The sequence below is a fragment of the Microcoleus sp. K5-D4 genome, from assembly GCF_036704575.1.
GTDB lineage: Bacteria > Cyanobacteriota > Cyanobacteriia > Cyanobacteriales > Microcoleaceae > Microcoleus.
The window spans coordinates 1-26,612 of the sequence record NZ_JAUBSD010000015.1 but is presented as its reverse complement, the minus strand read 5'-3'; the positions used below and the strand labels follow the sequence as shown (position 1 = coordinate 26,612).

General features: G+C 46.9%; 25 protein-coding genes. 13 read left to right on the top strand and 12 right to left on the bottom strand.

Features of this window, described 5'->3' with window-relative positions; all coding sequences use genetic code 11:
- Positions 1-855 (bottom strand): SGNH/GDSL hydrolase family protein, encoded by an 855-nt coding sequence (locus tag QUA77_RS07065; protein WP_333449680.1) that lies wholly within the window; start codon positions 853-855, stop codon positions 1-3.
- A gap of 358 nt (positions 856-1,213) precedes the next feature.
- Here QUA77_RS07065 and QUA77_RS07060 point away from each other — a divergent pair, with 358 nt between their 5' ends.
- The 8 genes from QUA77_RS07060 (at position 1,214) to QUA77_RS07025 (ending at position 9,709) form a co-directional block, all read left to right on the top strand.
- Positions 1,214-1,456: a DUF7219 family protein gene (locus QUA77_RS07060; protein WP_333061297.1), complete on the top strand. Its 243-nt coding sequence runs from the start codon at positions 1,214-1,216 to the stop codon at positions 1,454-1,456.
- 106 nt (positions 1,457-1,562) lie between these two features.
- Complete coding sequence (locus tag QUA77_RS07055; RefSeq protein WP_333449679.1) at positions 1,563-2,096, top strand: RDD family protein; 534 nt, start codon at positions 1,563-1,565, stop codon at positions 2,094-2,096.
- A gap of 38 nt (positions 2,097-2,134) precedes the next feature.
- Positions 2,135-2,323 (top strand): 50S ribosomal protein L33, encoded by a 189-nt coding sequence (gene rpmG / locus QUA77_RS07050; RefSeq protein WP_190658616.1) that lies wholly within the window; start codon positions 2,135-2,137, stop codon positions 2,321-2,323.
- Positions 2,324-2,491: 168 nt separating this feature from the next.
- On the top strand, positions 2,492-2,707 hold the full coding sequence (gene rpsR, locus QUA77_RS07045; RefSeq protein WP_006631377.1) for a 30S ribosomal protein S18: 216 nt from the start codon (positions 2,492-2,494) through the stop codon (positions 2,705-2,707).
- A gap of 313 nt (positions 2,708-3,020) precedes the next feature.
- Complete coding sequence (locus QUA77_RS07040; RefSeq protein WP_333449678.1) at positions 3,021-5,027, top strand: ribonuclease R family protein; 2,007 nt, start codon at positions 3,021-3,023, stop codon at positions 5,025-5,027.
- Positions 5,028-5,473: 446 nt separating this feature from the next.
- Positions 5,474-6,916 (top strand): 1-acyl-sn-glycerol-3-phosphate acyltransferase, encoded by a 1,443-nt coding sequence (locus QUA77_RS07035; protein ID WP_333449677.1) that lies wholly within the window; start codon positions 5,474-5,476, stop codon positions 6,914-6,916.
- 157 nt (positions 6,917-7,073) lie between these two features.
- Positions 7,074-7,961, top strand: coding sequence for a histidine kinase dimerization/phospho-acceptor domain-containing protein (locus QUA77_RS07030; protein WP_333042321.1), 888 nt, complete (start codon positions 7,074-7,076; stop codon positions 7,959-7,961).
- 284 nt (positions 7,962-8,245) lie between these two features.
- Complete coding sequence (locus tag QUA77_RS07025; RefSeq protein ID WP_333449676.1) at positions 8,246-9,709, top strand: IctB family putative bicarbonate transporter; 1,464 nt, start codon at positions 8,246-8,248, stop codon at positions 9,707-9,709.
- Between the two features lie 282 nt (positions 9,710-9,991).
- On the opposite strand, the gene QUA77_RS07020 is transcribed toward QUA77_RS07025, so the two are convergent.
- From QUA77_RS07020 to smpB, 3 genes are all read right to left on the bottom strand, one after another.
- Complete coding sequence (locus tag QUA77_RS07020; RefSeq protein ID WP_333061305.1) at positions 9,992-10,222, bottom strand: Osc7112_2153 family protein; 231 nt, start codon at positions 10,220-10,222, stop codon at positions 9,992-9,994.
- Positions 10,219-10,935, bottom strand: coding sequence for a tetratricopeptide repeat protein (locus QUA77_RS07015; RefSeq protein WP_333042317.1), 717 nt, complete (start codon positions 10,933-10,935; stop codon positions 10,219-10,221). Before QUA77_RS07015 ends, QUA77_RS07020 begins: the two co-directional genes overlap by 4 nt.
- A gap of 722 nt (positions 10,936-11,657) precedes the next feature.
- Positions 11,658-12,125, bottom strand: a complete 468-nt coding sequence (gene smpB, locus QUA77_RS07010; RefSeq protein ID WP_333042316.1) for an SsrA-binding protein SmpB — start codon at positions 12,123-12,125, stop codon at positions 11,658-11,660.
- Positions 12,126-12,252: 127 nt separating this feature from the next.
- Between smpB and xrtO the strand changes: the two genes are divergently transcribed.
- Both xrtO and QUA77_RS07000 read left to right on the top strand, forming a co-directional pair.
- Positions 12,253-13,827 carry an exosortase O gene (gene xrtO / locus QUA77_RS07005; protein ID WP_333449675.1) on the top strand — a complete coding sequence of 525 codons (1,575 nt, stop codon included), beginning with the start codon at positions 12,253-12,255 and terminating at the stop codon, positions 13,825-13,827.
- Positions 13,817-16,717: a TIGR02921 family PEP-CTERM protein gene (locus QUA77_RS07000; protein WP_333449674.1), complete on the top strand. Its 2,901-nt coding sequence runs from the start codon at positions 13,817-13,819 to the stop codon at positions 16,715-16,717. The genes xrtO and QUA77_RS07000 overlap by 11 nt, the downstream gene beginning before the upstream one ends.
- 205 nt (positions 16,718-16,922) lie before the next feature.
- Here QUA77_RS07000 and QUA77_RS06995 read toward each other — a convergent pair whose 3' ends face one another.
- From QUA77_RS06995 to QUA77_RS06980, 4 genes are all read right to left on the bottom strand, one after another.
- Positions 16,923-17,225 (bottom strand): Rieske (2Fe-2S) protein, encoded by a 303-nt coding sequence (locus tag QUA77_RS06995; protein ID WP_333040003.1) that lies wholly within the window; start codon positions 17,223-17,225, stop codon positions 16,923-16,925.
- Positions 17,226-17,367: 142 nt separating this feature from the next.
- A complete protein-coding gene (locus QUA77_RS06990) occupies positions 17,368-18,036 on the bottom strand; it encodes an HAS-barrel domain-containing protein (RefSeq protein ID WP_333040001.1) in 669 nt (222 codons plus the stop codon).
- A gap of 146 nt (positions 18,037-18,182) precedes the next feature.
- Positions 18,183-18,374 carry an NAD(P)H dehydrogenase subunit NdhS gene (locus tag QUA77_RS06985; protein WP_015175937.1) on the bottom strand — a complete coding sequence of 64 codons (192 nt, stop codon included), beginning with the start codon at positions 18,372-18,374 and terminating at the stop codon, positions 18,183-18,185.
- A 131-nt stretch (positions 18,375-18,505) separates the two neighbouring features.
- Complete coding sequence (locus QUA77_RS06980) at positions 18,506-19,576, bottom strand: Mrp/NBP35 family ATP-binding protein (RefSeq protein ID WP_333039998.1); 1,071 nt, start codon at positions 19,574-19,576, stop codon at positions 18,506-18,508.
- Positions 19,577-19,766: 190 nt separating this feature from the next.
- On the opposite strand from QUA77_RS06980, the gene hemF reads away from it, so the two are divergent.
- Together hemF and QUA77_RS06970 are read left to right on the top strand one after the other, a co-directional pair.
- A complete protein-coding gene (gene hemF / locus QUA77_RS06975) occupies positions 19,767-20,810 on the top strand; it encodes an oxygen-dependent coproporphyrinogen oxidase (protein ID WP_333039996.1) in 1,044 nt (347 codons plus the stop codon).
- A gap of 57 nt (positions 20,811-20,867) precedes the next feature.
- Positions 20,868-21,230 carry an STAS domain-containing protein gene (locus tag QUA77_RS06970; protein WP_006631392.1) on the top strand — a complete coding sequence of 121 codons (363 nt, stop codon included), beginning with the start codon at positions 20,868-20,870 and terminating at the stop codon, positions 21,228-21,230.
- A 245-nt stretch (positions 21,231-21,475) separates the two neighbouring features.
- Here the strand turns inward: QUA77_RS06970 and QUA77_RS06965 are convergent, their stop codons facing one another.
- Positions 21,476-22,096 carry a chromophore lyase CpcT/CpeT gene (locus QUA77_RS06965; RefSeq protein ID WP_333039995.1) on the bottom strand — a complete coding sequence of 207 codons (621 nt, stop codon included), beginning with the start codon at positions 22,094-22,096 and terminating at the stop codon, positions 21,476-21,478.
- Between the two features lie 134 nt (positions 22,097-22,230).
- On the bottom strand, positions 22,231-23,403 hold the full coding sequence (locus QUA77_RS06960) for an RNA-guided endonuclease TnpB family protein (protein WP_333039993.1): 1,173 nt from the start codon (positions 23,401-23,403) through the stop codon (positions 22,231-22,233).
- 344 nt (positions 23,404-23,747) lie between these two features.
- Between QUA77_RS06960 and psb29 the strand changes: the two genes are divergently transcribed.
- Positions 23,748-24,461, top strand: coding sequence for a photosystem II biogenesis protein Psp29 (gene psb29 / locus QUA77_RS06955; protein ID WP_333449717.1), 714 nt, complete (start codon positions 23,748-23,750; stop codon positions 24,459-24,461).
- 243 nt (positions 24,462-24,704) lie between these two features.
- Here psb29 and QUA77_RS06950 read toward each other — a convergent pair whose 3' ends face one another.
- Positions 24,705-25,241 (bottom strand): late competence development ComFB family protein, encoded by a 537-nt coding sequence (locus tag QUA77_RS06950; RefSeq protein ID WP_006631395.1) that lies wholly within the window; start codon positions 25,239-25,241, stop codon positions 24,705-24,707.
- Between the two features lie 208 nt (positions 25,242-25,449).
- On the bottom strand, positions 25,450-26,391 hold the full coding sequence (locus QUA77_RS06945; RefSeq protein WP_333449716.1) for a M23 family metallopeptidase: 942 nt from the start codon (positions 26,389-26,391) through the stop codon (positions 25,450-25,452).
- Positions 26,392-26,612 lie beyond the last annotated feature (221 nt).

Genomic DNA, 26,612 nt, shown 5'->3' with positions numbered 1-26,612 from the left:
TCAATTTTTGATTTCTAAATTCTCAATATCCTTTGCGGGTACACCCAAACCGCGCAAGATAGTAAAAGCAATAATTCGATATCCCGACGGATTGGGATGAACTCCATCTGCGGCTAACAAATTCAGAGTCTTGCCCGCGTGTTTTTGATACGTGCCGATAACTTCCCGACAAGGCCCATTCAAATCGATAAACAAGCACTGATTCTGCAACGCAATTTCTCGCATCGCGGCAATATACTCTTGCAACCTGCGATTTTCTGGGCCGTCGAGAATTTCGCCGATAGGAGTAGGAGAAAGCAGTACAACTCGAATTCCTGCGGCTTTCGCCGCCAACACCATTTGAGTTATTTTCTCCCGATATTCTGCCAGTGGCACTCCCTGGGGCAATTTGCCTTGCGGATAAAACTGACGGTTTTGGAAGTCGAAGAAAGCGTGCCAAACGTCGTTGACTCCGACATTAATCATCACTAAATCTGGCTTTTGGTCGATCGCATCTTTCTGGAAGCGGGCTTGCATATCCGTCGCCCTATTACCGGAGATTCCGGCGTTGACGATTTCGATTTTGCGATCGGGATAAAGGGCATTCAGATAGCGTTGCAGCAGCCAAACGTAACCTCCAGGGTATTTCCCAGCCTCGGTGATGCTGTCGCCCACTGTCACAATTTTGCGCTTGCCGGCGAGCACGTTTTGGATTTCTGGTGGCGGCGTTGCTTCGGATAGGGATTCTTTAAACACGGGAATTAAGGAGTGAGGAATGTTGAAGGCGATAACAGCAGCTATTACGGCGAGGGCAAGTCTAATTAAAACTTGCCTCAGCCGGGATTTGGGACTGGGCGATAGCCCATTGGGAGACATTACGCAGATTCCTAATAAAAATCTAACTATTGATGTATGCAATAATATTATCCATTTTTGGTTTTTTTGTCACTTATTTCAATAACTCAGTCCAGGACTAACAAAAACCTGGTTTCGACGCCAAATCGGAAGTTATAAGCCTTAAGGCAGGAAGCTGGTTGTTGACCCCGCCTGCGTAAGTTGTACACGTGAAATTACAGAGAGTTTTGTCGCCCCGATCTGTGGGTGTAATTCCAATCACAAAAAAAATCGCAAAATGTCACATGATTTTTGCTACTTAGAGCACATCTTTAAAAGGGAAGCGCGGTTTATAATATTCATATGTTCAGGGAACAAGTTTTCATGCGAGGTTAAAGCAATGGTAGCAAATTCAAATTTTTTATATCCTCAAAATCGCTATTACGGTGAAGTAAAGCCAGAGAATTTGGTATTTAATGCGAATTTACAAGAGTTTTCTCAGCGAGTGGGTTACATCAGTTCCTTGACATCTAACGGTAAAATCTCTGTGGAACAGGCATTTACTCAAATACAAAAACTTTGGGAAGAGGTGGAAAACTCGAAAAAGCAGTTGGGAATTGGCGAAAATCCCTTTTCAGCTTGAATAATTAGCGGTTGGCTTGGAAGTTGAGTTACGCGCCATTGATGCCGATCGATTAATCGAGAGCTTAAAATCAAAAAGTAGCTAGTGGCGATCGAGCTTTTTGCCTATGAGTTCCGATTTAGTACCCCTCCTTCCCAAAGTATCCGTCGGCCGCCGCGCTGCGGCCCTCTGCATAGACGGAATCGCAGTTTGGCTGCCCAGTTTGCTTCTGGGCAATAATGCGATCGTCCAAACCATATTTTTTGTCCTGCTGTGGCTGATCATGCGCGTAGCCATCGTCAGGAAAAACCAAGGTCAAAGTCTGGGGCGCTGGGCCTTGGACATGAAAATTGCCGATACCAGATTCCAACGAACTCCCGGAGTGCAAGAACTGTGCAAGCGCGAGGCATTGCTGGGCTTTTGCGCGGCATTAGCCTTCGCAGGTATAGCTGGGCTCACATCTACCAACGCCGCCGTCTTGCTGCTGATGCTGCCCCTGGCGATCGACTGTAGCGTTGCCCTCAACTCCGGCGAAAGGTTTCCCCAAGCTTTTCACGATCGCATCGGCGGGACGATGGTCGTCGGAACCCGCCGCGGCTACTCCCTCGACATCAAAGTTAGAAGATTGCTTGACCAAGTGCAGAGCAATGTGAGAAGATAATAAATTGTGTTTAAATTAGTCGAAATTTATTTAGAATTATGGCTAAAGGCGTCCGCATCATAATTACTCTAGAGTGTACTGAGTGCCGTACAAACGTAAGCAAACGCTCCAAAGGCGTCTCTCGGTACACCACCACCAAGAACCGTCGTAACACGACGGCGCGGCTAGAACTCAAAAAGTTCTGCCCCCACTGCAACCAGCACACTGCCCACAAAGAGATCAAGTAGTGATTAGTCATTAGTCCTTAGTCATCAGTCATCAGTTGTTGGCAATTGATATTGATCGGCGAAAAGCAGATAATTAACCAATGCTTTCCTGACGGCTAGCAACTAACGGCTAATAACTAAAAACTCACAATCAACAGTCAACAAACAACAGTCAACAAACAACAAACCATGACTTATTTTCGCCGGCGCGTTTCGCCCATCAAACCAGGAGACCCGATCGACTACAAAGATGTCGATTTGCTCAAAAAATACGTCACAGAACGCGGTAAAATTTTGCCCCGCCGGATTACCGGTTTGACGGCTAAACAGCAGCGAGACCTGACCAGAAGCATCAAAAGAGCAAGAATTGTAGCTTTGATGCCCTTCGTAAACCAAGAAGGTTAACAGGATTTGGGATTTTGGGTTTTAGATTTTGGACTGGGAATAAGACTTGCGCGAAAAAAACGTCTTTCTGTCATTAATTGTGCAGCAAGAATGCAGCGAAATAATCGCGAAATAGGGTTAAGAGTCGCCGCAGCGCAAGTCTTAATCACAAGTCAAAAGTTAAAAAAAAAGCAAGAAGAAAAAACAACTTTTTAGATTTTAACTTTCAAAATTGACCAGAAAAATTGCCAATATCCAAAATCTAAAATCGCAAGCTCGAAACTCGATAAGTGGCTACTGTAAAAATCCAAAATCTCAAATATAAAGCTGGCAAGTGGAGAAGGGAACGTTAGTAGAATTTAGAGTGCACGGCGACCGCCGTCTGGCAGTTGCCGATCGCCCCGACGGCAAGAAAAACTGGGTCGTGGTAGACGAAAACGGTCAACCGCACAGCATACCGCCCAAACAAATCACCTACGAAGTAGTCGGAGAAACTTACAAACCCTCCGATATTCCCAAATTTCTCAAAGAAGTAGAAGCCTACTCAGATCCGTCGAGTTTGGAAGTAGCTTGGGAACTTTTAGTCGGGGACGGAGAAACGACAGATCCCGAAGCCCTGGCAATGCTGCTATTTTCGGAACGCAGTCCGGCCCAGTGTTACGCGGCTTACTGTTTGCTATCAACAGACAAACTGTATTTCAAACAAAAGGGCGATCGCTACGAACCGCGATCGGCCGCCCAAGTAGCCGAAATCAAACACCAGCAAGAAGTAGAACAGCAGCGACACCAAGAATCCCAAGGATTTTGGGATCGAGTCAAACAGCGGCTGGCAGGGGAAAATGTAGATTGGGAACACAGCGATCGAACTCGCCTCGACGCCCTAGAACGCTTTGCCCTCCTCGGAGAAGAAGCAACGCACCGCACCCCAGCCTTAGAAACTTTAGCCAGCTTACAACGATCCGAAAACCCCGAAGCAGCATTTGGCCTCCTAGTCGATCTCGGCCTGTGGAGTACCCACGAAAACCTGTTTTTGCGGCGCAGCCAAATTCCCCTACAATTCTCCGCAAAGGTATTAGAAGTGGCCCAACGCTGCCTAGAAAATCCCCCAACCGACTCCGACACAAATCGTCTCGATTTAACTCACCTCAAGGTTTACACGATCGACGACGAAAGCACCACGGAAATCGACGACGGCCTCAGCTTAGAATTCCTCGAAAACGGCCAGCAGCGCCTGTGGATACACATCGCCGATCCCACCCGCCTGCTTTCCCCCGGAGACGAACTCGACCTCGAAGCCAGAAAGCGCACCACTACGGTTTACCTGCCCACGGGAATGATCCCCATGTTTCCCCCAGCTTTGGCAACCGGGCCGATGAGTTTAATTCAAGGCAAAGAGTGCAGCGCCCTCAGCTTCAGTGTCACCTTAGACGAAATCGGCGCGGCTCAAGATTACAGCATCCACATCAGCACCATCAAACCCACCTACCGCTTGACCTACGATGACGTAGACGAAATGCTGGAGTTGGGAATCGAAGCAGAACCGGAAATAGCAGCGATCGCCTCAGCAGCAAAACTGCGCCAAAAATGGCGGGAAGCCCAAGGCGCAATCAGTATTTTCATGCCCGAATCCGTCATCAAAGTCAACGGCGACGATATCAAAATCCACGTCATCGACGACTCCACAGCCCGGATGCTAGTAGCCGAAATGATGATTTTAGCAGGCGAACTAGCCGCCCGCTACGGTCAAGCTCACAGCCTACCAATACCCTACCGCTATCAGCCGCAGCCCGAACTCCCTCCCGATGAAGAACTGCTAGCTGTACCTGCAGGCCCCGCCCGCGCTTGCGCCGTGCGTCGGTGTATGCCCCGCAGCGAAATGGGCCTTACCCCCGGACGCCACGCCGGCTTGGGTTTGGAATTATACACTCAAGTTACTTCCCCGATCCGCCGCTATACCGACTTGCTGACTCACTTCCAAATCAAAGCCCACCTGCGGGGCGAACCCCTGCCTTTTTCCGCTGAAGAAATACAGGACATCGTGATGTGTCTCGGCACCGCAGTTAAAGAAGCATCCACCGTCGAACGCCAAACTAACCGCTATTGGGGATTGGAATATTTGCGGCGCAACCCAGACGAAGTTTGGGAAGCTTTAATGCTGCGCTGGTTGAGGGAAGACAGCAATCTGGGATTGATTTTATTGGAAGAGTTGGGTTTAGAATTGGCAATGCGATTTGGTCGATCGGTCGAAATAGGCGATCGGCTAGAAGTCAAAGTCACCCACTGCGATCCGCGATCGGATGTCATTAACTTCCAAGAAATGATATTTGAAGCCGCACAATAGGATTTTAGATTTTAGATTTTGGATTGGAAAAATCTGTGTTGAAGGCTGAAACTGAGGATAAATCTCGTTTTTAGTCGAGTTTCTGACCCCCTCGCATCCCCCTTGTCAAGGGTAGGGGGGTAAAAAAGATGATGGTTTCATATCTAGTCCTGTAAAATAATCGTAATTCTGGTCAAGGCTAGTTCATCCCCGATCTGTAATATAAGCCAGAAATCCCGTAAACCCGCCCCGACCAAAATATTGGGGTCGATCGACTCGACATCATATCCGATCCCAGACGGGCAATACTTTTGACGTTAAATTGACACGCTTTGCTATCTCCTCTCTTCCTCCGTGTCCTCTGTGTCCTCTGCGGTTAATAAAAAAACTTCAGCATTGTAAAAATTGGAAGTTTTTACCCCCACCTAGTAATCTAAAATCTAAAATTTAAAATTTAAAATCCCCAAATGCCCAATTCAATTAGCCAAGTTCAGCCACCGCTGGAATTCATACCCCCAGCCTACAACCCGCTAGTGATGCAAGGCTGCCAGCAAATACTCCCCTGGTGGCTGCGATTTCGGACGAGTATCAGCCAGGTTCAAGCCGAAAACGTCGAAACCCTCGCCGAACTATTCCACCAATTTCAAAATCAGAAAGTTCGCTTCTTGCTAGCCTTCCGCCACCCCAACTCAGACGATCCCTACTGTTTGGGACAACTAATTTGGAAACTCGTTCCCCAGGCAGCGCGGGCCAAAGGCATTCCCCTGCAATTCCCCGTACATTCGCACTTTATCTACGATCGCGGCATTCCCCTGTGGGCCGGTGCGGGAGTCGGCTGGTTGTATGCCCAACTCGGTGGCACTCCGATTGTTCGCGGGAAGATCGATCGCGTCGGATTGCGATCTGCCCGCAATTTATTTGCCAACAGCCAATTCCCGATCGCCGCCGCCCCAGAAGGCGCCACCAACGGTCACAATGAAATAGTTAGTCCCCTCGAACCGGGAATTGCTCAAATGGGTTTCTGGTGCGTTGAAGATTTGCTGAAAGCCGGACGCACTGAAAAAGTTTTAATTGTGCCGATCGGCATTCAATACCGCTATGTCAACCCACCTTGGCAACCCCTAGAAAAACTTTTAACTCAATTAGAAATCGATTGCCGACTGCCACCCTTAGAACGCACCGATCTCGCTAATTTAGAGACCGCAAATCCCGATTCCGAAAACCACAATCACAAATTCCAATATCTGCGTCTGATTCGACTGGGCAGCCATTTATTAGCAGTAATGGAAGAGTTTTACAGCCGTTTTTATCATAAAAACTTACAGCCTGAAACATCTATTTTAACATCATTATCGCTACCAGAAAAAACGGGAAATGATTCTGGAAATGAAGTAATGATGGCTCGACTGAAAGCCCTGTTAGACGTGGGTTTGCAAGTAGCAGAAGAATATTTTAACTTAAAGCCCAAAGGCAGTTTAATAGACCGCTGCCGCCGTGTGGAACAAGCAGGCTGGGATTATATTTATCGAGAAGATATTAAAGATATTGCAGCACTTTCTCCCTTAGAAAGAGGATTAGCCGATCGCCTCGCTGAAGAAGCAAGTCTTCGGATGTGGCACATGAGACTTGTAGAAAGTTTCGTGTCCGTCACGGGCAGGTACGTCGCAGAACAACTGACAGCAGAACGTTTGGCAGAAACAACTTTACTGCTGTGGGACGTACTGGCTCGCATCAAAGGGGGAAATCCTTTCGGCAGACCGAAGTTGGGCAAACAGCAGGTACAAATGACCGTGGGCGAACCCATATCAGTGAGCGATCGTTGGGATCGATATCAAACCAGCCGCAGGTTAGCAGTTGCCGAACTCACTCAAGACTTGCAATCAGCTTTAGAAGCAATGATTAAATCTTAATTAGTCAGAGAAGGAAGAGCTTCTAGGGAAGAAGGAATATATATTTTTATTCACTACGTTTTTTTGTGGTGAATTATAAACAGATTGTTATAAACTTTTGGAATAGGTCTAATGAACCGCAAACGCTCGCTCGACAATGAACCAATAAAAATTAGCGATGACTAACAAACCTATCGATTTGTCTACTAACTCAATTAAAGTAAAACTGCTGAATAATTTAGCGCAGGAATTGCTCACACCGCTCACTTCTGTCCTCGGCATGGCAAGCGTGTTGAAACAAGAAATTTATGGCCCCTTAACGAGCAAGCAAAAAGAATATATTGACGTGATCCAAGACAGCAGCCGCTCTTTGCGATCGCTAGTTGAAGAAATTTTGGAACTGGCAGAACTAGATGATTCCGCTTTCACCTTGAAGCGAACCGCAGTCGATATAGAAACTTTGTGCCAGCAGGTGGTGACAATCCTGTCGTCGGCAGCAAGTAGACGAGAGCAAGAAATTAATTTGTCGATGGGGCCCGGGTCGCGCATCTGGTTGGTAGATAAAGATAAGGTTCAGCAAATGCTGCACCACTTAATTTTTAGCATTATTCAATCTGCTGGGGCAGGCAGCGTGATTCGAGTCCACGTTTCTCGGAAAGAAGACGGTATCAACATCGGAGTTTGGGTTTTTCATCCTTGGTTAGGGGAAAGTTTGCCCCATGCTAAACTCTACACCGACTACTTGTTGAAGGCCGGATCTGGTAGCGGTTCGCCATCGAACTCCGAAATCGACTCCGAGGGAGTCGAAGCGCAACTCCCGACACAGGGTTCGCAGCGATTAACGCTGGCGTTTTCTGAGTTGGCGGCTTTGGTGGCCCAGAATGCCGAGGATACCGCACCGGTGTTAGCTGGTTACGGGGCGCGGGAACGCTTGGGGCTGCTGCTTTGCTGCCAATTGGTGGAAATTCAAGGCGGCCAACTCTCGATTCAAGGCGCCCCGGAATCTGGATATCGCTACGTGCTCTGGCTGCCCTGCACAAATGCTACGGAATTGTTGGAAGGCTAAAGAAGGAAGAAGGAAGTTCGGCAACGGATTTTCTAACGGATGTAACGGATGGAAAGAAGAAGGAAGAAGAAACAAGTCATTTGTTAATTAATACTGAGATGTTGCACCATTCTCAATAAGGCTTTTATTCGCGGACTCGCGTGCCCCACCCACAAGAAATTTATTCTTTGTGGAGCCGACCAGAAAAGCCTTAAGGGAGAATGGTGCAAGATTGGAGTTACTATCAATTGTCGATGCTTTTAGACTCAATTCCCAATTCCCAATTACCAATAATCAATCTAAAAATGAATTCAGTTTGGCAACAGTTAACTCTGGCAAATTTGCCGCTCTCTCAGTGGCAAAGTAGAAGTTATTTATTCAATTTGGCGATCGGCTCTTTACGCAGTTGGCGGCAGAGTAGCTGGCTGATGCAGTGGGCTGAACCCTTGGGTTTTGTTTTGCTGGGCTTGACTTTCGGTTTGGCGCCGTTTGTAAACAATGCCTTGGTGGGGGTGTTGATGGCGGCTAGCGCTGCATTTTGGGTGCTGCTGACTGTTTCCGACGATCGCGAGATCCCCTTCACGCCGATTCATTTGCTGGTTCTGCTGTACTGGGGCATTGCCACCGTCGCAACCGCCATGTCGCCGGTCAAAGTCGCCGCTGCTACTGGTTGGAGCAAGCTAACGCTGTATTTGCTGTTTTTTGCGCTGATGGCTCGGATATTGCGAGATCCCCGTTGGCGATCGTGGTTAATTGCGGTATTTTTGAATGTCTCTTTAATTGTCAGTTTCTACGGCGTGCGGCAGTGGATTGATAAAGTGCCACCATTAGCTACTTGGAACGATCCGACTTCTACTCAAGCCAATGTCACGCGAGTTTACAGCTTTCTGGGAAATCCTAACTTGCTTGGTTCCTATTTACTGCCGGCCATTGCATTGAGCGCCGCCGCACTTTTTGTGTGGAAAGGATGGGGAACAAAAGTTTTAGCGCTGACGATGCTGGTGGTGAATTGCGCGTGTTTGCGCTACACGGACAGCCGGGGTGCTTGGATTGGTTTTGTGGCTCTACTGGTGGTATTTTTAGTGCTGCTGTGGTACTGGTACACCCCTTTGATGCCTAGGTTCTGGCGAACTTGGGCCCTGCCGTTAGGGTTAGGAGGTTTGGCTGGGGCCTTAATTTTGGGAGTGGCTTTAGTGGAGCCTATGCGCGATCGAGTTTCGAGTATGTTTATCGGTCGAGGTGACAGCAGCAACAATTTTCGGATTAATGTTTGGACGGCGGTGATTGACATGATTCGCGATCGGCCAATTCTCGGAATAGGCCCGGGAAACACTGCTTTTAATAAAGTTTATCCGCTTTATATGAAGCCGAGATTTACCGCTTTGAGCGCTTATTCTGTGCTGCTGGAAATTGCGGTGGAAACCGGTTTTATCGGTTTAATGTGTTTCCTTTGGCTGATGACTGTCACGGTCAATCAAGGTTTGTTGCAGATCAAACATCTGCGGGATTCACAATTTAAGATCTCTAGTTTAGAGGAAGAATCCCAAAATCCAAAATCTCAAATCCCAAATCTCAAATCGAATCAGGGGTTTTGGTTGATTGGGGCGATCGCAACTTTAGCCGGCATGATGGCCCACGGTTTTGTCGATACAGTTTGGTATCGGCCGGAAGTTAATATGCTTTGGTGGTTGATGGTGGCGATTATTGCTAGTTTTTACAGCAACTCACACCAGCAGCCGCAAGATTTAGCTTTGACGGAGGGCGAGTAGATAGAATTGCTGGCGGGGATTTTCTCCCCGCACACTGCGGATTCCAGCAATAGCCGATACAGCAATGATTAGGAGTTATACCAGTTCAAAAAAAGAATGCAGCTTTATGCAAGCTGCAAACCATTATAGCCATAAGTTATTTCCAATTCTTCAATTATTAATCTCAAATCTCAAATGCTATAAGGTGCGGACGGGGCACCCTGCATACTACTACTACATACTACATACCTGTTGCTGTAAAGTGGTGATGGTACACTCTACAAAATTTATTGAAAATAACTCTTATTCTTCGCTCTCCGAAGGCATGATTAATCTGGGACACGGATATTTTCCACCATCTCTATCTCTGCACCGCCGCCTCCTCGCTTGATTGGAGTCGAACGGCGTTTCGACTGATTCATTAACTGTAATTTTAACAGTCGAAGGAGTTGGCAGTGCTGTTGAGGCTTGACTTAGCTCCACTACCGTTATAATTGCCAGTATGGTTGATGAAAACAAAACTGTGCGTTTCATTTATTTGTTTTTTCCTCGTTTAATCGTTGACGTGCCATCCCTATCCATATATCCTCATCGAATTCTTGAGAATCCGCATACTTTAGACAAATTTTCCACTGCGGTAGCGCTGCCTTAGTATTTTTCATTTTTTCTAGGACTTGCGCTTTTAAGCAGTAAGTTGCTGGTCCTTCACTATCAAGTTTAATCGCTTCATCCAGATGTTGCAATGCCTCTGAATATCGACCCTGTTCCAGGCGAGCCCATCCCAAGTTTTTGAGTAAAGAATATTTTACTTGATCGTCCTCAGCTAATTTCAAACCTTGCCACAGGAAGTGAACGGCAGCCGGATAGTTTTTTTGATCAACTATATATAACCGAGCCAGATTGCTGTAAGCAGCAGGTAGACCGAGTTTTGCAGCTTGCAGATATTTTCCTCGGGCGCATTGTAAATCTTGCACCTCTTCGCAAAGCCATCCTAAATTGTAAAGAGCTGTTCGGCTTTTTGGATCTACCCAGAGCGCTAACTCATATGCTTGTTGAGTATCAGCGAATCGATTAGCTTTGTAGTTTTCAAAAGCCATATTATTAAAAAAAGATGCCAGTTCCGGCAACCCAATTTGCCAGCCGCCCAAGCCTACTGCTAGCATCAGCAATAAGGCTCCCCACTTGGAGTTCTGAGGCTTTTTTGCTGGCTCTTTCATAGCATTGAAAATGTTAGCTAATGGTGTCATTTTTAGCATTTTTTAACTTGAGAGTTAGGCGATATTTTGTTTGCCAATTTTAATTGCCACCCTAATGGCATCATAATCTTACGAAATGACTCATGATTGAACCCATTTCTCATAAGAGTTTGTTAGTCCACAGCCGAATCCTTGGGGAATGCTCCCACTACCCAGATGTATTCGAGCATAGGTTAATCATTCATGAGGCTCCACAAGCCATCCGGATATTTTCAGGAAAAAGGAAGCGGGAAGCAGGAAGAAGGTAAAACTCTTCCCCTTGCCTAAGTAATAATGCTTAGTCAGCCGTCAGTCGATCGACAGTATGCGACTCTATGAGGAGATACAGCGTATTCCAGGTTTATGAAGTGTAGGGACTTACCCTGGGCCGTTTCCGTACGGGGATAGAACGAGCTGGGGTTTAGTTCATCAACATAGAATCTGTTGTAAGATGGACTCCAGTCAAATAACTCTAATTAAGTTGGTAGTGACGATGGAAGTCCTCAAAATCCTCAAGGGAGGATTTTGAAACATATTATGATGAGTAATGAACCGAAATCGATTTAAAATAGCCAATCATTAATCAGCAATCACCTATCATGAATCAGTAATGACTCCTGACTAATAAACATCTCCATAAATTAACTTTCAACCTTCGAGTAGCAAAGGTTTGAGTTTATTTTTTGGAGATATTTAATGACTAATGACTAATGAGTGATGACTAATGACTCTGACTAAAATTGCTTCATTGCTCTTTCCATATCCCGCTTATCTTCACGTTTCTTCAAATCTTCGCGCTTGTCGTACAGTTTTTTCCCTTTACCCAAACCGATATCAAGTTTTACCCAGCCGCCTTTCAAATACATTTTTAACGGCACTAAAGTCAAGCCTTTTTCTTCCACTTTGCCGATTAATTTGCGAATTTCCTGCTTGTGCATCAGCAATTTACGGGTGCGGCGGGGTTCGTGATTAAAATAGTTGCTAGCACTTCTCCAAGGCGAAATGTGAACGTTTATCAGCCACAGTTCCCCGTTCCGAACTAAGCCATATCCGTCCCGCAAATTTGCTTTTCCTTCCCGAATAGATTTGACTTCGGTTCCCTTCAACTCGATTCCCACTTGGTATGTCTCTATAATTTCATAGAGATGGCGCGCTTGTCGGTTATCGCTAAGAATTTTGTATCCTGGGCTTTTTTCGCTCATTTTTACCTCCGCTAAAATTAATTATTATAACGCTAGCTTCTCTGTAGAGAAAATCGAAGCTTGACAAAACTTAAATAATCGGTCTAGACATTACCAATTTGGCTGAGCTAAGATGTCACCAACGTGAATGTCAAGCGGTATAATGCAGCGCACCAATATCACTGATTCTGCAACTCCAGATTCTGTTACTCCTCATCCTGCGGTTAATTTGGTTTGGCTGGCTCCTTTTTTGCTGGCGCTTGCTTGGTTTTGGGCCAATATCTTGGCAGTTAAGTGGCTGTTATCCTCGTTTGTTGAGATACCCACACTGTACAAAATAGTAATTGGTTTTCTGATTGTAGCATTAGTAGTGCGATCGAGCGGGAACTCCGTTAGCGCAGCCCTCGAAGAGGATCGCCCGCCGGGATTTTCACCCAATTTCGTTTTGAGGCGAGATCCGCTGCTGTTGATGTTGGGTGCGGGTATTTTCTCGATCGCCCTTCAGTGCATAATTGATATCAAACAAATTAATGTTCTGCTATTTATCCTAGGAACTTACGGGCTGTGCGGCTTATTGGTGGAGCAGAACTTTTGGCGAAAAAACTTGCCAGTTGCTGGCTTGCTGGGTTGTATTTTACCATTTAATAGTCAGTTGAATAGCGGCTTAGGTTTGCCGGCACGAGTGCTCACTGCTCAGGTAGTAGAACAGTTGCTTTCTCTGCTGCACATAGGGGCTATTTCTTCTTACGATATTATCGTTTTGGAAAACGGCATCGCTCACGTTGACGTGCCTTGCAGCGGCATTAAAACTCTCTTAGTGGGAACGCTATTTTTGCTTGCTGCTACCTGGCTAGAAGGTCGCAAATTGAGTTTAAAATGGCTTGCAGTATGCGCTGCTAACTTCTTAATGTTGGTGTCTGCTAACGCTTTGCGGGTTGCCGTGCTAGTGCTGGTTGCCCAAGTTTTCCAACAGCCAACTTATGCAGCAATGCTGCACGTACCGCTAGGAATTGTGGGTTTAATCGGCGCTTGCTTCTTAAGTTGGTTGATGCTGCAAAAAGTTCCGAAATTTCACGAAACAAAAGAAAGTGATTTTAACTCGCAACGGGATTTAGAAATACTCAAAAATCAGCCTTTGGCAAAACCGGGACTAATTGTGGCGGTGGCTGTTTTGGGTGCAATTTCTCAATTGTATCATGTAGAAAGTGAAAAATTAGCGATCGCCCCCCTGAAATTTCCCGAACCGATTGTATCCGAATCAATCCCGCTGAATCCCAGCGAAGAAAAATTCTTTGGGAATTACCCCGGCACCCAAACACAAAAAATCAGATTTGTCGCGGGCAACTTGCGCGGTTCCATGCTCACAGTAGCGAGCACATCCTGGCAAACTTATCACGCCCCCGAGTTGTGTTTTGTAGCGAGCGGAATTCCCGTCAATCGCATAGAAAAAAAACAACTAACTCCTTCAGTAACAGCGCGCTGGCTGTCTCTCAAAAACAACCAATTATCAGCAGCATACTGGCTGCAATCTGCACAGATAACTACAGATAACTTCATGTCCCGTATCGGCAGCGACCTCACTCACAAAAACCACAACTGGGTGCTAGTTTCCATTTTATTTGACAGTTCGTTACAAGCCGAAAACTATGAAGTAAAAAAGTTTGCTAGTAATGTATACGATACCGTTAAAGAAAGCTTACAAGGAGAAATGAATGAAAATTAAACAGGTATTTGATGGAGTTTTTAAAACAATTTTTTGGCTGTGGAATTTGACTTTTTTATCGATTGTTTACTTGGGAATCTTGCCGATTATCGGAGTGCCATTAATTATGGCGACAATCGATGGCAGCATCCCCTTCGAGTTTTCTTTGACGATGGCAGCTACGATCGCAGTACCCACTGTATGTACAGTAATAGGAGCTAGGCGTTTTAGCAAGCAACCCCTACAGCTAATGCGCTGGTTTTACGGCGTAGAAGCACCGCTATTTTTGCTGTGTTTGCTCCGCTTGTTCCTGCTGCGAGAACTCACCCCAGCTAGTTATCAAATCATCGCGACTATTGCTTTGTGCATTGCAGCATTTTTAGTGGAAATGCTGTACGGATATCTGGGTAAAAAAGAAAATGTTCAAAATCTCTCAGATTCCCAGAAATTCCATAATAAACAGCCTCGTTTTTTCAGGCTAATCGGAGAAAAGCGAAGTGCGTGGTTGCAATTAGGATGCCACAGTTTAATGCTAGTAGTTGGCCTTTGGGCGGCAACATTGCTGATGTATTACGCTGTACCTGTGGCATTGTATACACTTTATGGATTCTTCACTGTAGTCATTGAATTTTTCAAATTTACATGGATATCAGCATGGTGGGATATCTTTAGATACGGGGAGTGGATCTGGGGTTTAATTTGGATACCGCTATCGTTTATATTGTTTGGTTTAACCTGTAGCTTGTTCGTGGTCATGCCTTCGCTGTACGGCTTTCTCTACCTTCATTCCGGGCGGAAAATATGGCAGAGTTTTGCTGCACAATACGGGAAAAATAAAGCGATAATCGGAAGTTTAGGAGTAATAGCAGCTTGGCTGGCTATTTTTTCCGCTTTGCAGCAGCAGCCACAAGTTGCAGCACTGAAAATGTTGGCAACTCCCCCCGCAAATGACACGGTTCGCCAAACTTTATTAGCCAAATCTGATGCGATTCGATCGGGGTTAGTTAACGCTTATTTGTCTCCTTACCGCTACCTCAGCACTGTGGGAGAAAACAACCACATTTATGAGATGTACAAAAATAGTTTGAATTTGCCTGACGGAGCAGCTCAAACGGTGCAGAACAGCTATAATTTTTTAATGTCGCCGTTTTTGTATCAAGGCTCTAGTGCTGATGTGGAAAAAGCCGAAAAACTCTACGGCGAATTCTTCGACACGGAACTGCAAAAAGGCGACACAGAAGCAGTAAAACACGCGGTGCAGTCAACATCAAATCGCGAAGAAGCAAAAGCCGGTTTGCTGAATGTCAGCGATGAAAAAGTATGGTTGCAGTCGCAAGAAGTAACAGTCAAAGAAAATGGCGATTGGGCTGACGTTCAACTCTACGAAGTTTACAAAAATCAAACGCCGAACTTACAAGAAGTATTTTATTACTTTTCCCTGCCCGAAAGCGCCGCAGTTACAGGAGTTTGGCTAGGAGATACTGGCGATTTAAACAAACGTTTTGTATTTACGGTATCGCCTCGCGGTGCCGCACAGCAAGTCTACAACCAACAGGTAGTAGAAAGGGTAGATCCGGCTTTGCTAGAACAAATTGGCCCCAAACAATACCGTTTGCGGGCTTTTCCAATCCCGGCTAAACGAGAATTCACCCAAACTGAGGGGCCAACGGAAATGCACCTGTGGCTGACTTACAAAGTCATGCGCCAGCCGCAGGGTTGGGCGATGCCTGTTTTGGCTGAAAAACGCAACATTTTTTGGGATCAAAATACTCGCCGCACGATCGCCGGAAAAGAGGTAAAATACAGCGCGAAAGAAGCCATAGAAACTTGGCTGCCACCCTTTTTGCCAGCAGTCGCACAGCAACCTCTAACAGCGCAGCAGGCGCTTCTACCGGGAGGAAATATCATTTCTGCTAAGCCGCTGGCTGATGCAAATTACTCGCTACCGCAAGGCAAGAGATTTGCAGTTATTCTGGATACTTCACGCAGCATGGCGGCGGAAAGTAAGGAAGTAAAAGAGACTTTTGAATGGTTGAAAACTAATGCAGCACGCAAAAATGCTGTTGATTTGTATGTCGCCAGCGCTGCGGGAATGCCACCTAAGTTTGTGGAAGATTTACGCAGTTTCGATGCGGCAAAGGTGACATTTTACGGTACAATCCAGCTCAAAGATATGCTGCAACAGTTTGCACAGTTGCAGGGCGATAAAAGTTACGATACTGTATTTTTGGTGAGCGATCGCCACAGTTACGAATTATCGGACGATCGCAAACTTAAACTTTCCATCTCTTCACCTCTATGGACAGTGCATTTGGGAGGTTTGCCCCCCGGCTACGACGACGCAACTTTAAAGGTGATTCAAGATAGCGGCGGCGGAGTTGCTACGGATATGAAAGAGGCGATGCAGCGAGTAGCAACAACAGCAGCTTCGGGCAAATCTACAGTTAGCGTTGTTGACGGCTATGCTTGGAGTTATGCCAAAACCCCGCAGTCGAAAAAAACCGCAAAATCGGCGGCAGTCGCAGAGTCAAAAAATGCCGGCAATGAAGGCTTTAAACCGATAGCTGCGCGGCAGTTGATAACTGCACTTAGCAAGCAGAAAAGTTCCAATCAACTGACGCAACTGGATGCGATGCACGCTGTAGCTAAAAATTTCAAAGTGGTGACGCCTTATTCTTCGATGATTGTGTTAGTTAATGACGCGCAAAGGGAGCAGCTAAAAGCAGCGGAAGCTAAGAGCGATCGATTTGAACGGGAGGTAGAATCGGGTAAGGAGGAGTTAACTAAGCCGAATAATCCTCTTAATGTTTCGGGGGTTCCTGAGCCCGAAGAATGGCTGCTGTTGGCGGTAGGTGCGATCGGGCTTTTGGTGGTTTTCCTCCGTCAGCGGGGTGCGAAAACGGTAGGTTGAAATTTAATCCGGGTTGGCTACTCCCTCAATGGTTCGGCGGTTGAAACCGCTACTACAAAAACAAAGTCTGCCTCCGCAGACTAACAGAGTGAGGGGGTATTTAAGCCGGACTTGATATCACATATTAATCTACAGTCGTCTTGAGACGACTTTAGCTATGAGACAGGGGTTTAAACCCCTGTCGGACTTAACAAATAACGAATAACTAATCTATTTCTACAAAAACGCGATCGCCCTCAATCTTTACCGGATAAGATTCCAGAGAATCGCTGGGTGCATTCAAACACTTACCCGTATCTAATTGGTACTGATATTTATGAAACGGACAGGTAATGATACCGCTGCTTACCTTACCCATGTCGATCGGATATTCTAAATGAGTGCAAGCATTACGGTAACAAGTCACATTCATGCCTTGACGATTCAAAATCACTGAAGTTTCGTCAACTTTTACCTTCAAGACACCACATTCGGGAACTTGATTTAGCCCTGTTATCTCTACCCACATAAAATATTTTGCCTCCAAAAAACCTGATCTGGACTGACGCAGAACCTAATTATCTAGGGTGCACATTGCACACCTTACTGCTATCCGTAGCGTGTCAAACCACTTTTTGCGTAAGTCCAGATTATCTTATTCCAGCTTTTCCCTACGGATGAATCTGACTTAAAATCACCCTCAACCTGTCATAATCATCCTTCAGCAAAACACTCAAACTCCTCCCCGCTTCCACCAACCAAGATCGATCGCGCATCCGCAACTGATAAATCTCCCGAATCGCCGCCGCCGTCAGCGCCTCCACCGGCGCATTAGCCACCCCCAGCAGCGTCCTCAAAAAATCCAACTGCACGGTAAAATCAATCACCTCATCCGGTTCGCAGCGGTAAACCGCCTGGTGAATTTGCGGCGGGCGCGGCGGCAAATACTGATAAATTTTACCCCTCGATGGGCCGTGACCGTTCAACCTTTCCGGCGCAGCCTCATACCCAACAATCGCCACTCGAAACTCGGTTTTGAGCATAGCAAAAATCTGCGGTTGTTCTTCCCGCAACTCTTCCAGCGACAAACCCAAAGCGCGAGCTCTGTGCACCGAGTCGATCGGGCTAGTCGTAGCGTAATAAACCACACCGTAAATTTGATTTTTTGACTCTTCATCCTCGGCCTTCACCCAACTCCCAAAAGGCGGCATCACGGGAAAACTTAAGTCTTCCGGTTCCAAACATTGAGCCAAAAACTCCGACGTTGCCGTCTCGATTACCTCAGCAATGCGATCGGGATGGCGCTCTTTTATAGCAAATTGGGGTAAAGGTAAACGCATAGTTTTAGTGATTAGTCATTAGTCATTAGTCATCAGTTATCAGTCATTAGTCATTAGTCAAGGGTTTTCATTTAGTAGCCTGGTCTTGGGTACTTTACCAATTACAAATTACAGATTACCCATTACCAATGACTAATGACCGCTGACTATTTCGCGCGGCCAGCCGTAGCATCGACAAGTTCCAACTGCGACAGGCGGAACGTAATCAGCTTGTCCCAATTCCCGCCTTCAAACAGTACCGCGACCTTTCCGTCGCTAACTCGCTGGACTTGTCCTTGAAAGGCGTAGTAAATCTCACCCTTATCTTTAACTCGAACTGCCGAACCTGGAAAAATCATAATTGTTTGAATGTTAAGTTTGCTCTTTATAGCTTACCGTTTATCGTTTCTAGTTCCCAAGCAGAGCCTGAGAACTAGGCAAATCTTCGTCAACCGGAAGACGCGAGGCAAAGCCTCGGAACGAGAGTTTGTTAGGCTAAGGCTGCTACGGAAACTTTACCCGCAATGCGGCCCGCGATCGCCCGCAACTCCCTAGCTGAAGCAGAACCCGGTTGCCCCACCACGATCGGCACCCCCGAATCGCCACCTTCCCGCAACGGAATTTCCAGCGGAATGCGGCCTAACAGCGCCACTCCCAACTCAGCAGCAGTCTTTTCCCCGCCACCAGAACCGAAAATATCGTATTGCTTGTCAGGCATATCGGGCGGCACAAAATAGCTCATGTTTTCCACAATTCCCAACACCGACACTCCCAACTGCTGGAACATTTTTAAACCCTTGCGGGAGTCCAACAATGCCACAGTCTGCGGTGTTGTCACGATCACAACACCAGCCATCGGCACCGCTTGCGCCATTGTCAACTGCGCGTCTCCAGTACCCGGAGGCATATCGACAATCAAATAGTCTAAATCGCCCCAATTCACCTGATAGAGGAACTGCCGAATGATCCCGTTCAACATCGGGCCGCGCCAAATCACGGGCTGGTCTTTGTCAATTAAAAACGCCATCGACACTAATTTGACGCCGTAGTTGAAGGCGGGTTCGAGGCTTTCCCCGCTTTTCCCGTCCCTAACCATCACTTTCGCGTCCCCCAAACCCAACATTGTCGGGTCATTGGGCCCATAGATATCGGCATCCAGCAAACCCACCTTAGCGCCGGTTTGCGCCAGCGCTACTGCCACATTTACCGCCACCGTGCTTTTGCCGACTCCACCTTTACCGCTGGAAATTGCGATAATATTTTTAACGCCTTCAATGCCTTGGCGATCAACCACTCCCTTTTGCTGGGGCGTCTCGGCTGTCACCTCCACCGCCACTTTTTCGACTCCTGGCAACTGTTTGACCGCTTTTTGGCAATCTTCGACAATAAATTCTCGCAGCGGGCAAGCAGGCGTTGTCAGCACTAAAGTAAAACTGACGACACCGCCGTCAATTTTTATGTTACGAATCATGTTCAATTCCACCAAACTCTTTTGCAGTTCGGGGTCTTGCACGGGTCGCAGGATTTCTAAGACTGAACTAACATCGAGTGTCTTGGGCATTGTATTCTCCACCATAGCTCTGCAATTGGGTTTGCGAATTTTCGATCGCAGGTTTAAGTATATTTTTATTGCTATTTTTTAATGTAACTTCATAGCGATCATTTGCAGACCTGCGGTGGCATAATTACATGACGACTGGATTTGGGATTCATCGCCCATCTAAAACTCAAATCTGACAACAGAAAATTTTATGACAGTTTCTACAACACTTAAAACCGCCACTTCCCCGTTTTTGCCACCCGCTGACTCTAGAGCTAGAGTCAGCCAATTTATGAAAAGCCTACAAGACGAAATTTGTCAATCCCTCGAACAGCTCGATGGCCTGGGCAAATTTAAGGAGGACTCTTGGGAACGCTCCGAAGGCGGCGGCGGACGTTCTCGCGTCATGCGCGAAGGCGATGTGTTTGAACAAGGGGGAGTCAATTTTTCCCAAGTGTGGGGCGAAAGTTTGCCGGCTTTGATTCTGGCAAAGCACCCAGAAGCTGCAGGTCACGATTTCTATGCAACGGGGACTTCTATGGTGCTGCACCCCCGCAATCCCTACTTGCCTACGGTTCACCTGAATTACCGCTATTTTGAGGCCGGCCCGATTTGGTGGTTTGGGGGCGGTGTGGATTTGACTCCTTATTACCCGTTGGCTGAGGATGCAGCTCATTTTCACAAAACTTTAAAAGCAGCTTGCGATCGCCACCATCCCGGATATTATCCGACATTTAAACTCTGGTGCGACGAATATTTCTACCTGCCTCACCGCCAAGAAACCCGGGGCGTGGGCGGTCTGTTTTTTGACTATCAAAGCGCTCAAGGCGCGCTTTACCGCGACCATCATGTCAAAGGCAAGGCCGCTGAGTGCAGCAACAACATCGGCGTGCCGGAACCTAGGACTTGGGAGTCGCTCTTCGCCTTTGTACAGGACTGCAGTCGGGCATTTTTGCCGGCTTACACCCCCATAATTGAAAAGCACCGATCGAAAGAATACGGCGAGCGCGAGCGTAATTTCCAACTTTACCGCCGCGGCCGTTACGTTGAATTTAACTTGGTGTACGATCGAGGCACGACCTTTGGCTTGCAGACCAACGGACGCACCGAATCGATTCTCATGTCCCTGCCACCTTTGGTACGCTGGGAATATTGTTACGAGCCAGAACCCAACTCTCCCGAAGCCGAACTCTACTCCAAGTTCTTAAAACCGCAAGATTGGGCGAATTGGATGCCTCAGCAGTCACCGACCTGAGTTAAACTACTGGGACAGTAACCACCGCGATAGATAATAAATTTGAGGGAAGGGTCAGTGATTCATATTGATCAAAAAACCCACACGCTTCAAGACGGTACAACAGTTATCGTCTTAGCACCGACAGGACGGTTGGACATCACTACAGCTTGGCAATTCCGCCTCAAGTTGCAAGAGTGTATTTCCAAACTTAGCCGCCATGTTGTAGTGAATCTTGGTCAGGTTAACTTTATCGATAGCTCTGGCCTGACCTCACTTGTAGCAGGTATGCGGGATGCGGATAAAGTTAAGGGAAGTTTCCGCATTTGCAATGTTCATCCCGAAGCCAAACTGGTGTTTGAAGTCACCATGATGGATTCTGTGTTTGAAATCTTTGAAACGGAAGAAGAAGCTCTAGAGGGGGTGCCGCGCGCAAGTTGACCACTCCCGCTTGCATCGCTTTCGGTGTAAGCGCAATTTCAGCTTGAGGCTCACAAAAAGCGCCGGAACCCTTCACAAGAAGAGGAAGCAGGTAAATTCTTGCCAGCTTCCTTATGCTTTCTTCCTTTCTTGAGAGGTTGAGAGGTTCACCAAAACACTAAAGTAGAAGAATAGGTCAAGGTAAAGTCTTGCCTTCTATCCTAGATAGCTAAATCTTTCTTCCTTGTTTCTTGTTACTTCTTGCTTCAAACCAATATCTCAGCAGCAAAATCCTGACGCTTGACAAATCTAAAAGGGCCCATTAAAGCTCCCCAGATAGCCTTGCCTGTCGTGGGGCTTATTCCTTTGTCGTAGCTGAGAAATTCCTCGCCTGCGGCTTCAAATCCCAAGTCTACTTGGTAATTTTGCCCCCCGTAGGCAAAGCCGCAGCGAGTGCCCTCCGGCAAAGATGCCCGAAAGCGATAGCTGTTTGAGGCTAAATTTTCCACTGCAACGGACAGGGTGCAGCCCGGGAGGAGTTGGATTTGCTCCTTCGTTAGCTTTCCAAGCAAGTCGGGGTTGCAACCGGCTCCTTTGACGGCTGTAATGTCGTTGAACATATAATACTGAGCTTCAATCAGTCCTGGCGCTATCTGTGAGTGCCTCAGTTGCACGATGCGGGGGCGGTATGGCTTGTCTAATTCCAGAATGTTGGCTTGTTCGGCAAACAGCGCAATGCTGGGTTCGGAAAATAACGGAACCGGCAGGGGTCTTTGCCACAAACGAAGGTGGACGTACCAAGCCGGCTCTGCTAGCGCTTGTTCTCGGTTGTCAAATTCGCCCGCCATGTACTGGGCTAAAGCTATTAATTCTGGAGAAATTGTCATGTTTGTTTGATTTTTGACGATTAGGACTTGACAAAAAAAACTTAATTGTGATACACAGCTAGCCGATCGGGGCAAGTCAGAAGATTAGATTTTTGACATCCACCCTGACCTAAAGGTACAGGGATTCCCAATCGTCACCGATTAGGTTTCTGCTTCATAGCACCCGCCCTAACAGATTTGCTCTGTTCGGGTCTTACGGTCGCTCCACAGACTGACACGGCTAGCCCAGCCGCCAAAATGTTTTTTGCTGCGTTAATGTCACGATCGTGGTTTGCGCCACACTTAGGGCATTCCCATTCTCGAATATTCAACGGCAATTTTTCAACAATGTGACCGCAGTTTCCACAGCGTTTAGAGCTGGGAAACCAGCGGTCTATTTTTACAAACTCTCGCCCATACCACTGGCACTTGTAACTTAGCTGGCGAATTAACTCGCCCCAACTAGCGTCACTAATAGCAAGAGCTAATTTATGGTTTTTCACCATATTCTTGATAGCCAAGTCCTCAACGACAATCGTTTGATTTTCACGAATGATTTGAGTTGTTAGCTTGTGCAAGAAATCTTTGCGGACATCCACTATTTGTGCGTGGACTCTAGCCAGTTGCACCCGCGCTTTTTCACGGTTACGACTTCCTTTTTGCTTTTTGGCTAGAGCTTTTTGCTTCCTTTTTAACTTCTTACGAAGCTGCTTGAAATGCTTGGGGTTGGCAATCTTATTGCCGTCGCTAGTAGCAATCAGGCTACTAATTCCCACGTCCAAGCCGATTGTTTTATTTGTTTTGGGAAGTGGTTTGAGCGTGTAGTCGTCTACAAGTATAGAGACATACCAGCGTCCAGTCGGTGTTAGTTTTACCGTAATAGTAGAAGGAACACAGCTTGCTGGAATTTGTTTGCTCCAGCGAATAGGTAGCGGGTCATTGCACTTTGCCAGAAACACTTGCCCGTTTTTCCAACGGAAAGCTGACTTGGTGAACTCAGCGCTACCACCGTTGTGTTTTTTTTTGAAATTAGGGTACTTGGCTCGTCCCCGAAAGAAATTGGTAAAAGCTGTTTGAAGGTGTCTGAGTCCCTGTTGAAGAGGTACGCAACTAACTTCGTTGAGGAAGTCGAGTTCCTCTTCTTTTTTCCAATTCGTCAGCATCGAGGAAGTTTCTCTGTAGCCAACCCTCTCTTGACGCTCGTACCAAGCTTCCGTGCGGGCCGCCAAAGCCTTGTTATACACTAACCGGGTACAACCCATTGTCCGTCGCAAGAGATTTTCTTGCTCGACGGTCGGGTAGAATCGGTAGCGGTAGGCTTTTTCCATCTTGACGCTCTAGCACGTCTTTTGTGAGTTAGTTGTTTTGGTTTTGTGTCTTTTTGTGAAGCCGTCCTATAAGGACGGGGTTTCTACCCATTTTTCTGATGAGCGATCCCAGAAGAGCTATGATTGTAAAGATACTGGGGTTTTGCCCCTCCTCTTGCGACATATTAATGGTTGCTGCCGATCGCGCGTAAAATTTTTTTGATAAAATTTTGTCTCGCAAGGAGGCGGCAACGCTTAAAAAACTGGCAATCTTTGTCAGCCCGATCGCAGAATTGACTCCCCGACTTTACTCACGCCGCGCTGGCACGCCCGCTACGGCAAAATTATTTATCTATAAGACTCAGGTGAACAAGAACCGTACTGTTTCAGATACTAAGCGAAGTTTCTATACGATTCACACTCGACCGATCAACTCAATTTACCGTCGAGTGGTGGAAGAGTTGATGGTAGAAATGCACTTGCTTTCAGCGAATGCCGATTTTCAATACGACCCGATTTATGCTTTGGGTGTAGTGACAGCTTTTGATAGGTTCATGCTTGGGTACGCCCCAGAAGCCGACAGAGTTTCGATTTTTAACGCTTTATGCAAGTCCCTAGAAGACGATCCAGAGCGCTACAAGCAAGACGCTCAGCGATTGGAAAGCTTGGCGGATAGACTTTCCGGGCAAGAGTTGCTCTCGTGGCTCGATCGCTCGACCAGCTTTGAAGATACAGCGGATTTGCAAGCGTCTTTAGGGGCGATCGCCAGCAACCCTCAATTTAAGTACAGCCGGTTGTTCGCGATCGGTTTGTTCTCACTATTAGAAAAAGCTGACCCTAACTTAGTAAAAGACCAAGAAACGCGAAACGACGCGATCGCCAAAGTCTGTGCGGCATTGCACCTGCCAGAAGACAAAGTTAGCAAAGATTTAGATTTGTACCGCAGCAATTTGGAAAAAATGGCTCAAGCACGAATAGTGCTTCAAGATGTCATCCAAGCGGAACGGAAAAAACGCGAAAAACGAGAGACAAAAGTTACCGTCGGTCCTTCGGCTGAGTCTTCTGACAGCAGTAATTAATCGTTTGAAGGAAGAAGGAAGTTCGGCAACGGATTCGCTCGACGGATGTAACCGATGTCAGGAACAAGGAAGAGGGAGTTTTTTATTTTTTACATAAAATAGAAAACTCTTAAATTTTAATTTTTTGTTCTTGAATTCTGGCTTCTGCCTTCAGATGAATCTTGGGGGCTGCGGAAACTAAAAATCCCGCTTTCTAAATTGAGCGGGATCGACTTAACCATAAATAGAGCTTTTGGGGTCGTACTAAGGCTGTGGCTCAAAATTAGTGGCGTTAGCTTGCAGCCAAGTGCTTAGCTGTGAAAGAACTTCGTTTCCCGAAGACTTGCCCAAAGCTGTTGGGTTTGGGGTGTCGGGCCTGTCCAAGTTGCGGGCGATCGCTGCGTTGACTTCTTTGGAAATCAAATCGTGAAGTTGCTCTTTAGCCCTAGCCCTTTGAAAGTGAGCTCCCTCTTCCGTCGTAGCGTACAGAGGTGGCAGCCTATTTAAAGCATAAGCTGCAATATCTCCCACATCCAGACTAAGGTCGCTCGTGGCTTCAATTTCGGCCACCCTAGCGATCGCATCGCTGAGTACCAACTCTTCCATCACGTTGATGAACTGTTTGCGTGGCAGAACTACAACTTCGCCAGTCAACAAAGAGCCCATCAGGCGATCGAGAGCCATGTACTCTTCGATCGACAATTCCGAAGCCGTATTGCAGATCCGTCCCACCTCAGCTTCCATTGACGGCGTTAAATAGCCATCCTGCAAAGCCTGTTCAACAATTTTTTCAATACTCATATATGCGTCCCCGCTCAACGGCATCATCAATAAAGTTTTGTGAAGACGCGATTGTTAGCGTCTTGAGATTCGAGCTTTGAGAGTTGAGTTGACAAATTTTATACAAATCCTAACTCAATACTGATAACCCATCAGAGTTATCTGCACACCCTAGCCACAAACTTACCCCATAATTGACTGATAAATCCGTCAAAACCTGTAAAAACTCCTACTCAACTCCCTGAAGCCGCCAAGGTACAGGATCGACGGACTGCCCATGCACGTAAAGTCCCCAATGCAAGTGAGGGCCTGTGGAAGCCCCCGTTGACCCCAGAGCACCGATTACTTGACCGGCTTTCACGACATCGCCTTCCTTGACATCAATCCGGCTGAGGTGCATCAAAATACTTGCTACCCCCTGCCCGTGGTCGAGACCAACGACATTCCCGTGGATTTTGAAGCCTTGAGATTCGCGTCCCACTAGAGACACCCGACCTGCTGCTGGTGCGACTACAGGGGAACCGTAAGCACCCGCGTAATCCACGCCGCGGTGGTAGTAGTCTTGAGCAAATACCCCATTATAATAGCGTCGCACCCCGTAAATAGTGGTAATTTCGCCGGAGTTGGGGCGCAACAATTTGCCGTCCCAAAATTTTTCGGGTGTCACCAGTGCTTTAAATGCGTCTACGCGATCAAATTCGGCATCTGTACCTTCCTCGTCTTTCCCAGGCGGTAGCCAGATGGATTGGGTGGGAAAATCTCGACCGCGCACTTGCACGCTCAACTTCTGCACTTGTCCATCACCTGCGACTTGAAGAAGGCGGGCACCGGGTTTCTCTACCGGCGTCGTCGGCAGCAGGGCCCGAAAGCGACCGTTGCCGATCGAAAACGCGGGGTAGTTTTTTTGCTGAAGAGAAACTGTTGGAGTTTCCCCGCCGTTACCGTCAACCTGAATGATTACTGACAGCGTATCTCCCAGTTGGGGATTTGTCGGCGTCACAACTACCTGCAAAGCTTGCACCGGCAGGGCAAAACTCAGAAAGCCAGCAACAATTCCCCCGATCGAACTGACGGTTAGCTTGTTTGCTTTCAACTGCCCCCACCGCAAAATCCGACCTGTAATTATTTCCGTACTTAGCCCACAGTTGTCTCGATTCACAGTCATTACCATCACTAGCTGTCCTTAACCTTTGTCTCGCTGATATATTTTTAATATCTAGACTAACTATACCAATCCGCAATGATTCGAGAGAAACAGCCGTAGGTAAAAAGCTTGGTCAAAGATCTGGAGATGATAGACTAACTTAAATAAATACAATACTTCGGACAGTTTTTAAAGAGGGATACGATCGCAATAAAACAGAGAAGTGAAAAAGTGAGTGAAATCTGAGC

Bases quoted from the DNA above. Each gene is read 5' to 3' on its own strand.
- QUA77_RS07065 (WP_333449680.1), bottom strand. From the start codon at position 855: ATGTCTCCCAATGGGCTATCGCCCAGTCCCAAATCCCGGCTGAGGCAA.
- QUA77_RS07060 (WP_333061297.1), top strand. From the start codon at position 1,214: ATGGTAGCAAATTCAAATTTTTTATATCCTCAAAATCGCTATTACGGT.
- QUA77_RS07055 (WP_333449679.1), top strand. From the start codon at position 1,563: ATGAGTTCCGATTTAGTACCCCTCCTTCCCAAAGTATCCGTCGGCCGC.
- rpmG (WP_190658616.1), top strand. From the start codon at position 2,135: ATGGCTAAAGGCGTCCGCATCATAATTACTCTAGAGTGTACTGAGTGC.
- rpsR (WP_006631377.1), top strand. From the start codon at position 2,492: ATGACTTATTTTCGCCGGCGCGTTTCGCCCATCAAACCAGGAGACCCG.
- QUA77_RS07035 (WP_333449677.1), top strand. From the start codon at position 5,474: ATGCCCAATTCAATTAGCCAAGTTCAGCCACCGCTGGAATTCATACCC.
- QUA77_RS07030 (WP_333042321.1), top strand. From the start codon at position 7,074: ATGACTAACAAACCTATCGATTTGTCTACTAACTCAATTAAAGTAAAA.
- QUA77_RS07025 (WP_333449676.1), top strand. From the start codon at position 8,246: ATGAATTCAGTTTGGCAACAGTTAACTCTGGCAAATTTGCCGCTCTCT.
- QUA77_RS07020 (WP_333061305.1), bottom strand. From the start codon at position 10,222: ATGAAACGCACAGTTTTGTTTTCATCAACCATACTGGCAATTATAACG.
- QUA77_RS07015 (WP_333042317.1), bottom strand. From the start codon at position 10,935: ATGACACCATTAGCTAACATTTTCAATGCTATGAAAGAGCCAGCAAAA.
- smpB (WP_333042316.1), bottom strand. From the start codon at position 12,125: ATGAGCGAAAAAAGCCCAGGATACAAAATTCTTAGCGATAACCGACAA.
- xrtO (WP_333449675.1), top strand. From the start codon at position 12,253: ATGTCAAGCGGTATAATGCAGCGCACCAATATCACTGATTCTGCAACT.
- QUA77_RS07000 (WP_333449674.1), top strand. From the start codon at position 13,817: ATGAAAATTAAACAGGTATTTGATGGAGTTTTTAAAACAATTTTTTGG.
- QUA77_RS06995 (WP_333040003.1), bottom strand. From the start codon at position 17,225: ATGTGGGTAGAGATAACAGGGCTAAATCAAGTTCCCGAATGTGGTGTC.
- QUA77_RS06990 (WP_333040001.1), bottom strand. From the start codon at position 18,036: ATGCGTTTACCTTTACCCCAATTTGCTATAAAAGAGCGCCATCCCGAT.
- QUA77_RS06985 (WP_015175937.1), bottom strand. From the start codon at position 18,374: ATGATTTTTCCAGGTTCGGCAGTTCGAGTTAAAGATAAGGGTGAGATT.
- QUA77_RS06980 (WP_333039998.1), bottom strand. From the start codon at position 19,576: ATGCCCAAGACACTCGATGTTAGTTCAGTCTTAGAAATCCTGCGACCC.
- hemF (WP_333039996.1), top strand. From the start codon at position 19,767: ATGACAGTTTCTACAACACTTAAAACCGCCACTTCCCCGTTTTTGCCA.
- QUA77_RS06965 (WP_333039995.1), bottom strand. From the start codon at position 22,096: ATGACAATTTCTCCAGAATTAATAGCTTTAGCCCAGTACATGGCGGGC.
- QUA77_RS06960 (WP_333039993.1), bottom strand. From the start codon at position 23,403: ATGGAAAAAGCCTACCGCTACCGATTCTACCCGACCGTCGAGCAAGAA.
- QUA77_RS06950 (WP_006631395.1), bottom strand. From the start codon at position 25,241: ATGAGTATTGAAAAAATTGTTGAACAGGCTTTGCAGGATGGCTATTTA.
- QUA77_RS06945 (WP_333449716.1), bottom strand. From the start codon at position 26,391: ATGGTAATGACTGTGAATCGAGACAACTGTGGGCTAAGTACGGAAATA.